Here is a 12,678-nt window from a genome sequence, read left to right on the forward strand (position 1 = left end):
TTTAATGCTTAACGCTGGATTCCTACCTGAGTGAGTACCCTCATCCAAAAACGCGCCTTGCGCCTACAAAATCTGCCCAAACCCGAATACCCGGAAGAACTGCCGGTAGCAGCACGACGCACCGAAATCATCAAGGCGATTGCCGAGCATCAAGTCGTCATTATCTGCGGCGAAACCGGCTCAGGCAAAACCACCCAACTCCCCAAAATGTGCTTAGAACTGGGGCGCGGCGTAGATGGTTTCATTGGACACACCCAACCACGCAGGATTGCGGCGCGTAGCGTTGCCGCACGCATTGCCGAAGAGTTGAAGGTGCAACTGGGGCAGCAAGTTGGCTACAAAGTGCGTTTCCACGACCGCTGTTCCCCCGACAGTTACGTGAAACTCATGACAGACGGCATCTTGCTTGCAGAAATTCAGCAAGACCGTTACCTCAAGCAATACGACACCCTGATTATCGACGAAGCACACGAACGCAGTCTCAATATCGACTTCCTGCTTGGCTACCTCAAATGGCTATTGCCCAAACGCCGTGATTTGAAAGTCATTATCACCTCCGCTACCATCGACCCCGAACGCTTTTCGCAGCACTTTGACAATGCCCCGATTATCAACGTCTCAGGGCGCACCTATCCAGTGGATATTCGCTACCGCCCACTGGTTGATGTGGATGCCGAGGAAGAATTTGAGCGTGACCAAACCCAAGCAATTTTAGATGCAGTGGATGAATTGGGGTGTGAAGCCCCCGGCGACATCCTAGTCTTCCTGCCCGGTGAACGGGAAATCCGCGAAACGGCGGAAGCCTTGCGCAAACATCACCCACCCGCCACCGAAATTTTGCCGCTGTACGCCCGTCTTTCCAACGAAGAACAGCACCGTATTTTCGAGCCGCACGGTCGCCGCCGCATTGTATTATCCACCAACGTAGCTGAAACTTCCCTCACCGTCCCTGGCATCAAATACGTGGTGGATAGCGGTTACGCCCGCATCTCACGTTACTCATGGCGTGCGGGTGTGCAACGTTTGCCCATTGAAAAAGTCTCACAAGCTTCTGCCAACCAGCGTTCCGGGCGTTGCGGACGTGTTAGTAATGGCATTGCCATCCGCCTCTACAGCGAAGACGATTACCTCAAACGACCGGTATTTACGGAACCGGAAATACTGCGAACTAACCTCGCTGCCGTCATTTTGCAACTGGCAACGATGTGGACGGCGGACGTCGAAAACTTCCCTTTCGTCGAGCCACCCGACACACGCCTGATCCGTGACGGTTACAAGCTGCTGTTTGAACTTGGCGCGGTGGATGTGGATTACAACGTCACCCCAAGTGGGCATCAACTAGCCAAACTGCCACTCGACCCGCGTTTCGGACGCATGTTGCTGGCAGCACACGATAATGGTGCATTACGCGAAGTATTGATCATCGTCAGCGCCCTCACCCTGCAAGACCCGCGTGAACGCCCACTGGATAAACAACAAGCATCCGACGAAAAACACGCACGCTTCAAAGACGAACACTCCGATTTCCTAGGTTTTCTGAAACTCTGGGATTATTTTCACGAGCAGCGTAAACACCTATCACAGCGCAAATTCCGCGAACTCTGCCAAAAAGAATTCCTCTCTTACATGCGCCTGCGCGAATGGCACGACATCCATACCCAACTGCATCAAATGGTGCTGGAAATGGGCGGCAAGGAAAATGAAACCGCAGCCAGTTACGATGCCATTCACCTCAGCCTGCTGACTGGGCTACTCAGCAATATCGGCATGAAAGACGAAGAGCGCGAATACATAGGCGCGGGTGGACGCAAATTCCACCTATTCCCCGCCTCCAACTTACGCAAAAAGCCACCTCAATGGATCATGGCTGCCGAATTAGTGGAAACGTCACGCTTATTCGGGCGCACCCTCGCTAAAATCCAACCGGAGTGGATTGAAAAACTCGCTGCCCACCTCTTGCGCCATCATTACACCGAACCGCATTGGGAACAAAAACAAGCGCAAGTTGCCGCCTTTGAACGCACCTCGCTGTATGGCATTACCATCACCCCGCGCCGCAAAGTCAGCTACGGACGCATTGATCCCGTCGTGTGCCGCGAAATTTTCATCCGCCATGCGCTGGTCTACGGCGAATACCGCACCCCTGCCCCCTTCTTCCAACACAATGCCGAATTGATCGCCGCCATCGAAACGTTAGAAGCGAAAGGCCGCCGCCGTGACATCCTCGCCGATGAACATCGCCTGTATGCGTTTTATGACGAGCGTCTCCCCGCCCACATCGTCAACGGACACTCCTTCGAGCGCTGGCGCAAAAAAGCCGAGCAGCACAACAACAAGCTGCTATACCTCAACCGCGATTACCTGATGCAGCGTGAAGCAGGGCATGAAACAAGCGGGCAATTCCCCGATACCTTGTCGATACAAGGCATGATTCTACCGTTACGCTATCATTTTGATCCCAAAGCAGAAGATGATGGCGTCACCGTGCGCTTGCCCTTGTTAGGCTTAAACCAACTGAACCCGATACGCTTTGAATACTTAGTACCGGGGATGCTAGAAGAAAAAATTACTGCATTGATTCGCGCCCTACCAAAACACATCCGCAAACAATTTGTCCCTGCTCCTGATTATGCCCGCGCCTGCATGGAAGCCATCCAACCCAGCGACACACTACCCCTGCAAACGGCGCTGGAAAAACAACTTTTACGCATGACTGGCAACCAAATTCCACCAGAAGCATGGTCAGAAGTCGCTTTGGAAACACACTTGCAAATGCGTTTTGAGATCGCCGATGAAGCAGGCAACGTTATCCGCAGCGGGCGCGATTTGGAAACCTTACGCGGCAAAGTCCGCCAACAAACCCGTGCCGAACTCGCCGCCAAACCCGTGCAATCCATCGAGCGGGTAGGCATTACCACATGGGATTTCGGTGATTTACCCGAATTCTATTGGTTGGAAACAGGTGGCACGAAATTACGCACATGGCCTGCCCTAGTCGATGCCAGCAACAGCGTCAGCATTCGCCTGTTTGATAATGAAGTCGATGCCAACCATGCGCATTGGCAAGGCGTCTTGCGCTTGTTTTGGCTCACCTTGCCTGCTGAAGTCAAAGACGTGCCTAAATATATTCCGCAAATGCAGACCTTGTGCCTGCACTACGCCGCTACTGGCAAATGCGATGAGTTGAAGGAAAGCCTTACCCGCTATGTATTCCGGCAAGTGTTTAACGATTATCTGACTATCCGTAAACAAGACAGCTTTACACACGCATTGAGTGAATGCCGCTCACAGATTTTCCCACAAACCCAAGATACAGCGCGTCTGGTTGCCCCCATACTCGCGCTTTATCACGATTTACGCAAACAACTCAAAGGCAAAGTGCAACCCACTTGGCTCGAAGCCCTCACTGACATCAGCGAACAATTGAATCATCTGGTTTATGTGGGTTTTCTGGATGAAGTATCCCCAGATGCGTTGCGGCATTTCCCGCGTTATCTCAAAGGTATTCAAAGACGTTTACAAAAATTGGCGGAGAACCCGACCAAAGACAGGGCATTACGGATACAAGTACAACCGTATTGGGATCAGTGGAAAACAGCTTCGTCTAGGAACTTAAACGAATACCGTTGGATGCTGGAGGAATTTCGGGTGTCACTGTTTGCACAGGAACTAGGCACCGCGAGGCCGGTATCGGCCAAGCGGTTGGATGAACTCTGGAAAAAGGTGCTTACTGAGTAGCTACCATGGCAGTTTGACTGCTACGCGGGTAGCGGTTCGGATAACCGTAGTACTTGTTGGATACCTCTGGTGATTTCATTTTAGTCAGCACTGCACCAATGATATTGCATTGTGCTTGCTGTAAACGCCCAACAGCATCTTTCAAATTGCGCTTGCGGGTTTGCCCATTAGCATTCACTAATACCGTATTGCTAGTACGGTTGGAAATGATCAACGCATCCGCTAAGCCCATAACGGGCGGCCCATCAATGATAATGTGATCAAACATACCTTCCACTTCACTCAACAAAGCCGTAAAGCGCTCACCAGCCAATAATTCGGTCGGGTTAGGTACAGCAGAACCGGCACAAATAGCGGACAGATTTTGTACTGTCGTCTCCTGAATCAACTCGCTAACATCTTTATCACCGAGCAGAAAATCACTAACCCCAAAACGATTCTCTAAACCCAACTTATTATGCGCTTCTGGATGGCGCATATCGCAATCAACCAGTAATACTTTTTTACCCGTATAAGCAAATACTGTTGCTAAATTAACGGCTGTCGTGGTTTTACCTTCGCTAGGTGAAGCACTGGTAACATTCATCACAAAAGCTAACCCTTGATGAGAAGGCGTCTTCATCATAATCAGATTTTCACGTAGTGACCGAAACGCCTCCAGCATGAATGAACTACCAACCTGCCCACGCAGTGCCAATACATTCTTGTTGTTACGACCTGAAATATAAGGGATAACACCCAATAAAGGTATAGATCCCAGCACACGGCGCAAATCTTCAACACTTCTCAGGCGATCATCCATTACTTCTGCTATCGTGGCAGCCAATAAGCCTAAGAGCAAACCAACAGCAACTCCCATCACCAGATTCAAGGGAATATTCGGTGAAAACGGTTTAGTAGGAACGCTGGCCTCATCAACAATAGCAACGTTACTGGCGCTACTGTCCGCAACTCGACCAATTTCATTCAAACGTTCCAGCAAGCTTTCGTAGTTATCACGGTCTGCTTCAACCTCACGTTGGCGTGTCATATAGTCAACCGACTTGTCACGATTGCCCATCAGCACCGCTTCTTGCTTTTTGACCTCAGCCTTTAACTCACCTTCCCGTTGTTTAGCTGCCTCGTACTCTGCTTGCAGCTTACTACGGGCAGTACGGTCAATACTGGATGATTCACGCTGGATTTCACCACTCAGTTGATCAATACGTGCTTGCAGTTGTTGCATTTCTGGAAAGCTCGCTTTAAACAAACGAGATTGATCACGATACTCAGCTTGCACACGCGCCAACTCTTCTTTCAAGCGCTGTACAGCTGGATTTTCCAACGTTCGATCCGCACCCGCGACATTTTTAGAACGGTTATAAGCAGCTTCAGCCGCAATTCGCGCCCCTGTTGCGTCAGTCAACGCTAGATTGAGGGAGTCAAGTACCCCTGATGCCGAAGAACGATCCCCATCCAAGGTGATAATGCCCTGCTTACGCGCGTAAGCCACTAGCTCATTTTCAGATTTTTCCAATTTACTTTTAGCTTCTTTTAATTTGGCTTCCAACGTTTCTTTCGTATTAGAAACAGCCTCATTACGCAAATTCAAACTCATCTGCTTATAATTTGCTGCTAAAGTATTGACTATCGTGGCACTTAGCTCTGGATCAGTATGATCATAGCTAATTTTAAAAATTTGAGAATCTTCAACAGGATAAATAGAGAGATTACGTCTAAAGTTTTCACCGACATCACTCACTGCATCAGGAGCCTCTCCATCACCTGCAACACTGCGTTTAACGGATGTTAACCAGCTATAGAGTTTCGTATACAAGGAAGTGTCATCTTCAAAGCGTGACGCAATCCCTAACTCCTTAATCGTTTCACTCGTCAACCGTTCACTTGCGAGTAATTCGGTTTGCGTTTGGTAAAACTCCCGCTCACTTCGTGGAGTACGTGCACCTTCAGCACCATCACCCAATGTCACTCTCACCTCTTCAGGCGTCACTTGTAAAGTAGTCGTTGCACGGTAGACATCTGGGGATAAAAAGGTAATAACAGCCGCTAGGATGAAAACGCTCAGAGCTGTTCCTAGTAACAACCATTTACGCCGCATCAACCTCCGCCATAACTCACCAAAACCCACTTCCTCGACTTGAGTTCTGGGAGCTATGTCTTCAATCGGGATATACTCAATCATTTGACTATTGCCCGCCGCTCTCACTTCGAGACTTTTTGACTGGTTTGTGTAATAGTTTTCCATCACTGCTCCTTGAGCCTTGCCGCTAACGGCTGCCTTTTGTTAATGACAAAGGTTTTTGCAATTCAACCAATAATAGTAAGTGGTGTAAAAGCACGCACATACGACTAGGCTTCGTTTCGACCATACTGATCTTCCAGACGCACAATATCGTCTTCCCCAAGGTAACTACCTGATTGCACCTCCACTAACTCCAAGGGTACTTTACCCGGATTAGCCAGACGGTGAGTGCTACCCAAGGGGATATAGGTTGACTGATTCTCGGTCAACAAAAAGGTCTTGTCACCACAAGTCACTTCTGCTGTACCCTTGACGACTATCCAGTGCTCCGCGCGGTGATGATGTTTTTGCAGGGATAGCTTTGCTCCAGGCTTGACTGTAATACGCTTGACTTGAAAGCGTTCCCCTGCATCTACCGAGTCGTAGCATCCCCACGGGCGATTAACTAAGCGGTGAATAATCGCTTCACTGCGACCTTCCGCTTCTAGCGCATTAACAATCTGCTTAACATCTTGAGCCTTACTTTTATGTGCGACTAGCGTGGCATCTTTAGTGTCAATAACAATGAGATCATCTACACCAACCAATGTGACCAACCGATCTTCAGTAAATACCAAGTTATTACCTGAACCATGGGTCATGACATTACCGCGTAACACGTTATTAGCCGCATCACGCTCACTCACTTCCCAAACAGCAGACCATGCTCCCACATCGTTCCAACCAGCAGTGAGTGGCACAGTCGCTGCATGGCGAGTGTGCTCCATAACCGCGTAGTCGATCGAATCAGAAGGGCACTCTCTGAACGCACCCGCATCCAAGCGCACAAAATCTAAATCATGTTGCGCCTGTGCCAAGGTTTTTTTGCAGGCAGCCAATATTTCAGGCTTATAGGTTTCTAATTCATGTAAAAAAGTACTCGCTTTAAACATGAAAATACCGGAGTTCCACAAGTGTTTCCCGCCATTCAAATAGGCAGTGGCAATTTCCACATTGGGTTTTTCAGCAAAAGCTGCCACTTGCCAAGCATTATCAAAGCCGATGATGGCCTCACCTTGTTCAATATAGCCATACCCTGTTTCTGGTGACAGTGGCGTAATACCAAATGTCACTAAATAACCCTGATTGGCTAAGGAAGAAGCTTGCATAATAGCCTGTTGAAAAGCACTTACGTCAGCAATCACATGGTCAGCAGGCAATACCAACATCACCGGATCTTGCCCTGTTTTCTCCAACAAGCTCAATGCGGCGACAGCTACGGCCGGAGCCGTATTGCGACCAACCGGCTCTAACAAAATGCCTTGGTGAGTCTGACCGATACTTTGCAATTGCTCTGCAACCATAAACCGGTGCTCTTCATTGCATACGATGACAGCAGGTTGCTTATCAACAATTCCCTCCAAACGCTCTAATGTCGACTGGAATAGCGTTCGATCTGCTGCAATCAACGGCAGGAATTGCTTCGGGCGCAGCTTACGGGATACTGGCCACAGGCGTGAACCAGAGCCACCAGAAAGAATGACAGGGGTTATTGGGGTTACCATCTCAAGACCTTCTTTAAACTTGTTAAGATTGACGGAAATCATTTTGGTGGCTTAAAAACCATTCATACGTTGACTTCAGCCCATCAGGTAAGGATATTTGGGGTTCCCATCCCAGACTTTTGAGACGAGAAACATCCAGCAATTTACGGGGAGTGCCATCAGGCTTACTCGCATCAAACACAATCTTTCCTTGATACCCTACAACCTCAGCCATCAATTCAGCCAGTTGAGCAATGGTGCAATCCGTGCCGGTTCCGACATTAATGTGTGACAAAGTTTGTGGAACAAGCTGCTGGTAAGCAGCATCATCCATTTCCATCACATGAATCGACGCAGCCGCCATGTCGTCTACATGTAAAAATTCCCGGAGCGGCTTTCCTGAACCCCAAACAACAACTTGGGGAGCGTTTGCCAACATTGCCTCGTGAAACCTTCGCATTAAAGCAGGAATAACGTGCGAGTTTTCTGGGTGGAAATTATCATTAAACCCGTACAAATTGGTCGGCATGACGCTACGGTATTGCGTGCCATACTGACGGTTGTAGGATTCACATAATTTGATACCGGCGATTTTGGCAATAGCGTAAGGCTCATTGGTACATTCCAACTCACCTTGCAGTAATTCAGACTCTGGAATCGGCTGTTTTGCAAACTTGGGGTAAATACAAGACGAGCCAAGGAATAGCAGGCGTTTGACACCTGCTTTCCAAGCTGAATGAATAATATTGCATTCAATCATCAGATTTTCATAAATAAAATCTGCCGGATACGTACTATTAGCATGGATTCCCCCAACTTTTGCCGCCGCCAGATAGACTTGATCAATATTTTCCGTTTGGAAGAACTGCTCAACGTCTTGTTGACAACTTAAGTTCAACTCCTGTCGGGAACGAACCACCAACTCAACCTCAGAACGCTGTTCCAATTGGCGAACTAACGCGGAACCGACCATTCCACGATGGCCTGCGACATAAATGCGGGTTTTTTTCATGCGTATTACTCGTGATAAGACATAATGCGGTGACCGTGATCCTTCAAATGCTTTTCTTTCAGCATCAATTTCAGGTCAGATTCCATCATGTCATTCACCAGTGAATTCAGATCATGCTTAGGAACCCAACCCAACTTTTCCTTGGCTTTGCTTGGATCGCCGATCAACAGCTCGACTTCAGTTGGACGGAAGTAACGTGGATCAACCGCTATCACTTCACGTCCTACTGTTAGCCCATGCTGCTCAGGTGTGCCACCTGTTGCCGTTTCGTACACATCGCGGTCAAAACCAGCAATGATGCCTTTTTCATCAACACCTTCACCATGGAAGTCAATCTTGATACCTGCACGTGCGAACGACATGCGTACAAATTCACGTACTTCGGTGGTAACACCAGTGGCAATTGCAAAATCTTCTGGTTGGTCAGCTTGCAGAATCAACCACATCATTTCCACGTAGTCCTGTGCATGACCCCAGTCACGTTTCGCAGACAAATTACCTAAATACAGGTTTTCTTGTAAGCCCAATGCAATGCGGGAAGCCGCACGAGTGATTTTACGAGTTACAAACGTTTCACCACGTAAAGGCGATTCGTGGTTGAACAAGATACCGTTACACGCAAACATACCGTAGGCTTCACGATAGTTAACAGTGATCCAGTAAGCGTATAACTTAGCCACTGCGTATGGTGAACGTGGATAGAACGGAGTGGTTTCTTTTTGCGGCACTTCTTGCACCAAACCGTACAATTCAGACGTTGATGCTTGATAAATACGAGTTTTCTTGGTCAAGTTGAGAAACCGAACTGCTTCAAGAATACGCAAAGTACCAATACCATCCGCGTTGGCGGTGTATTCGGGCATATCGAAAGAAACGTGTACATGGCTCATTGCCGCGAGGTTATAAATTTCATCAGGCTGCACCAGACCGATAATACGGGTCAGGTTCATGCTGTCAGTCATATCACCATAATGCAGCACGAACTTGCCATCAGAGGTATGCGGATCTTGGTACAAATGGTCGATACGGTCGGTATTCAGCGACGAAGAACGACGCTTGATACCATGCACGGTATAGCCCTTTTTCAACAAAAACTCGGCCAAATAAGCACCATCTTGCCCAGTGATCCCAGTAATTAAAGCCGTTTTACTCATGATTATTCCTTATTTAGATAACTTGATTGTTAGAGGTCGTTTTGCTGCGAATCAGCAAATACAAAGGGTATGAGAACCGTTTCAGATTCATCAAACCAACCGAACGTGCTGCATATACAGCCGACGATGCGGGTGAGCAAAGGCCATTTTCCACCCTTAAATTAAAGTCTTCCTTGATACCAGACAATCGCCGATTATTAGAGACACCTGTCATATCAAAGCGTGAAATGACCATATCTAAAAGTTGCATTTCCGATGGGTGTTTAAGCATTTTTACAGCTTTCACGATATAGTCATAGTCCGACGAAATTTTATACTTAAGATCGTAACGCAACCCGGCATAGCGATAGTGGAAAAACATAGACTGATGACTACAGAACATGCCTTTCTTAAGACTAATTGTATTGCTTGCTTCTTTGATTATTTGCTTACCATCAGCAAACTCTTCGCACATATGCCCGTATACGATCGCAGGTAACTGATTACCGAATGCATGAATAGCCCCATCCAATTGCTCAAGGGTTGTAGGTGCAAACAACGAATCCCCAGAGTTAAGAAAACAGAAATAATCACAAGGCTGAATACGGCTAATTCCCTTATTCATAGCATCGTAAATACCATGATCTGCTTCTGAGATTGAACGAATCTTGGTTTGTATTGCAGACAGTTGCTCTAGATAAGCTGGGGTACCATCCTTTGAACCGCCATCAATGATAACACACTCCCAATTGCTATAAGATTGCGCAAGTAAAGAATCAACAGTTCGTCTTAAACCCTGAAGATTATTATAGCAAATTGTTATAAAAAAGAACTTACTACTCATAAATATATCTCAAAACCTCACGCACCGCATTAAATTCAACCTTTTCATAAGGTTGTAGATGCTGAGTATGTCTATCAATTGCTAGAATAGCCGGTACAATTTCCTGAACATGGTCGCAAACTGCACATAATTTTTGTGACCGCACATAATTCGCTAGCTCAGCTTGGTGCTTATCCGGTCTTTCCACATTAGGAACAACTAATACTCTTTTTTTGTGTTCCAATAACATAAAAATGGTACCTGCCCCCGCATGAGTAATAAAAAAATCATAGTGTGCTAATTTATCTCGCAGGCTTTTATCGAAATCAAACCATGCTTTATATTTGGGGCGATATACACCTTCTCCGATCTGCAAAGTGATTTCATAGTTCTGTTCAAGCTCTCTACTCTCATCAATTTTTCGCACAAGAGAGTCAAACCCAGTAGTACCCGTTATGACTAGGATTCGCGTTTTTTTATTAGAGGCGTCCGGCGAACTCAGCGTCACGATATAACTCCTTCAAAGATTCATTTTGTACAAAAAATTTAGTACTGAAGGGAGAGCACGCCTTACCAGATAAGCTTTTACTGGTAAATCGACACCAATCTTCAAAAAATATACGTTTCTTAACCCCAAGAACTTTGCAAACCATAAAGACAGGAATGCAAATCCCAGGCCCAAAACCAATCACCGCGCGAGGCTTATATTGTCGCACCAGCTTTATGGTTAAGCTTACCGCTTTCAGATAAGCATTCAAGAAAGTGAGCGGATTGAAGGACTCATTTTTATGCCTAATGGGCATCACTGTATAAATATTTTCAATCAACTCAGATTTCATTGTTTCCGTATCCGTTATGTGGATGAAATCAAGTTTAGGATCAAGAGACTGCATCTGCTTCATCAGACGCATAGCCTGATCATGATGACCGCCCTCGCCGTACACAAGCAATATACTTATATCCATGGTCTACTCCTTGCAATCTAATTAATACTATTAATAATGCAAACTCTTCTGCCCCTCTGCCCAAGAAATCTCCAAATGGAATAATCATAAAATCTGCCAATAACATTGCCATCAATATAATTGAAAAATGATTGCGATATTTTTCAGCTAAACGATGCACAATCATAATCATCATAAAAACTAACGGGAAAAAGAAGATACCAAACTTAAACAATAAACCGCCCAAACCAATATCTGATACATACATGTTAATTCCGTAAACTGAACGGAACCCCTCATTAAACTGTAGGGACAATGCGCCATGAGGTAGCAGAAAGTGATTTAGTGCTTCTCCCAACATCACATGTAGTTCTCGATTACGGTGATAATCATAGAAGAACACCGGTTCATTAAATGTGTAGGCATACAAGAAATAGGACAAGTACCCTAGAATAGCCACCGCAGGCACAAGTAACATAACACCAACATTAAAATTACTCAGGCGCTGCCGCAAAATAGTTATCCACAGCAACGTCAGCACAATAGCTAAGCCCAAGCCACGAGTCTGATTGATGAACAACATATATGCTGCTAGCAATACAATGGGCAAAACAGCCTTTAAAAATTGCCCACGAGCAATCAGATAATAAGGGTAAAATGTTATAAGGAACCCCGCTTCTAAAAAGCGAGTATCAAAACGCTCATCAGTTGCCACAAAATCTTCAGCAAACTGCTCTGAGTGTACCGAAAAGGCAAAACCAGAATTACGCGGAATCAGCTCAAAGGCATTCGCAGCAGACCAAGCCAATCCCAAGTAAAACAAATACTTAAGAACAGATTCCAAATCAGCCTCACCGTATGCCTTACGCCCTCCAATCGTCAACATAATTAAAAAGTATACGAAATAAAGTAACGTCCGTCGCTCTTCTAGCAAACCATACTGTAAAGGCTGCTGATAACTGAGATAAGCAAACACTGGCGGAATAAGAAAGAGCAATAACACCATTACTAATAGATACCAATCAACAGTGTCCAACTCCTCTTTTTTTAGAACTAAAACATACCCTACCGCCAACACTGAAAGAACAATGACTCCTTCTCGCAGAAATACCAAGCCATAGCGATGGTCATCGCTCAGAAAAAACAAACCCGACACTAATGCGAATGCTGCCACCATTAAAAACTTATCGTAGGCAGAGGCTATCGCCCCGTTATAATGGGGCACTTTCAGGAATGTAGAGTTAAGCTGCATACAAATCCCCG

The 12,678-nt window shown here is 46.4% G+C and carries 9 protein-coding genes; 1 reads left to right on the forward strand and 8 read right to left on the reverse strand.

What is annotated here, in order from left to right; all coding sequences use genetic code 11:
- Positions 1 to 30 precede the first annotated feature (30 nt).
- Entirely contained in the window at positions 31 to 3,738 is a 3,708-nt protein-coding gene (gene hrpA / locus BLV87_RS05225) for an ATP-dependent RNA helicase HrpA (RefSeq protein WP_217629941.1), read from the forward strand.
- Here the strand turns inward: hrpA and BLV87_RS05230 are convergent.
- From BLV87_RS05230 to BLV87_RS05265, 8 genes are all read right to left on the reverse strand, one after another.
- Positions 3,728 to 5,983 (reverse strand): GumC family protein, encoded by a 2,256-nt coding sequence (locus tag BLV87_RS05230; protein ID WP_093066130.1) that lies wholly within the window; start codon positions 5,981 to 5,983, stop codon positions 3,728 to 3,730. The genes hrpA and BLV87_RS05230 overlap by 11 nt on opposite strands.
- Positions 5,984 to 6,087: 104 nt before the next feature.
- Positions 6,088 to 7,524 (reverse strand): mannose-1-phosphate guanylyltransferase/mannose-6-phosphate isomerase, encoded by a 1,437-nt coding sequence (locus BLV87_RS05235; RefSeq protein WP_139282123.1) that lies wholly within the window; start codon positions 7,522 to 7,524, stop codon positions 6,088 to 6,090.
- A 22-nt stretch (positions 7,525 to 7,546) separates the two neighbouring features.
- Positions 7,547 to 8,515, reverse strand: a complete 969-nt coding sequence (gene fcl / locus BLV87_RS05240) for a GDP-L-fucose synthase (RefSeq protein WP_093066132.1) — start codon at positions 8,513 to 8,515, stop codon at positions 7,547 to 7,549.
- Positions 8,516 to 8,520: 5 nt separating this feature from the next.
- A complete protein-coding gene (gene gmd / locus BLV87_RS05245; RefSeq protein ID WP_093066134.1) occupies positions 8,521 to 9,669 on the reverse strand; it encodes a GDP-mannose 4,6-dehydratase in 1,149 nt (382 codons plus the stop codon).
- A 13-nt stretch (positions 9,670 to 9,682) separates the two neighbouring features.
- Positions 9,683 to 10,492, reverse strand: coding sequence for a glycosyltransferase family 2 protein (locus tag BLV87_RS05250; protein ID WP_093066136.1), 810 nt, complete (start codon positions 10,490 to 10,492; stop codon positions 9,683 to 9,685).
- Entirely contained in the window at positions 10,485 to 10,979 is a 495-nt protein-coding gene (pssE, locus tag BLV87_RS05255; RefSeq protein WP_175517846.1) for a PssE/Cps14G family polysaccharide biosynthesis glycosyltransferase, read from the reverse strand. The genes BLV87_RS05250 and pssE overlap by 8 nt, the downstream gene beginning before the upstream one ends.
- A complete protein-coding gene (gene pssD / locus BLV87_RS05260) occupies positions 10,951 to 11,436 on the reverse strand; it encodes a PssD/Cps14F family polysaccharide biosynthesis glycosyltransferase (RefSeq protein WP_093066140.1) in 486 nt (161 codons plus the stop codon). Before pssD ends, pssE begins: the two co-directional genes overlap by 29 nt.
- The gene (locus BLV87_RS05265) at positions 11,390 to 12,667 is read right to left on the reverse strand and encodes a hypothetical protein (protein ID WP_093066142.1); all 1,278 of its coding nucleotides are present in this window, start codon (positions 12,665 to 12,667) and stop codon (positions 11,390 to 11,392) included. The genes pssD and BLV87_RS05265 overlap by 47 nt, the downstream gene beginning before the upstream one ends.
- Positions 12,668 to 12,678 lie beyond the last annotated feature (11 nt).

It is taken from the genome of Thiothrix caldifontis, assembly GCF_900107695.1.
Lineage (GTDB): Bacteria > Pseudomonadota > Gammaproteobacteria > Thiotrichales > Thiotrichaceae > Thiothrix > Thiothrix caldifontis.

Excerpts from the sequence above, each read along its gene's own strand:
- BLV87_RS05230 (WP_093066130.1), bottom strand. The coding sequence starts at position 5,983 with ATGGAAAACTATTACACAAACCAGTCAAAAAGTCTCGAAGTGAGAGCG.
- BLV87_RS05235 (WP_139282123.1), bottom strand. The coding sequence starts at position 7,524 with ATGGTAACCCCAATAACCCCTGTCATTCTTTCTGGTGGCTCTGGTTCA.
- fcl (WP_093066132.1), bottom strand. The coding sequence starts at position 8,515 with ATGAAAAAAACCCGCATTTATGTCGCAGGCCATCGTGGAATGGTCGGT.
- gmd (WP_093066134.1), bottom strand. The coding sequence starts at position 9,669 with ATGAGTAAAACGGCTTTAATTACTGGGATCACTGGGCAAGATGGTGCT.
- BLV87_RS05250 (WP_093066136.1), bottom strand. The coding sequence starts at position 10,492 with ATGAGTAGTAAGTTCTTTTTTATAACAATTTGCTATAATAATCTTCAG.
- pssD (WP_093066140.1), bottom strand. The coding sequence starts at position 11,436 with ATGGATATAAGTATATTGCTTGTGTACGGCGAGGGCGGTCATCATGAT.
- BLV87_RS05265 (WP_093066142.1), bottom strand. The coding sequence starts at position 12,667 with ATGCAGCTTAACTCTACATTCCTGAAAGTGCCCCATTATAACGGGGCG.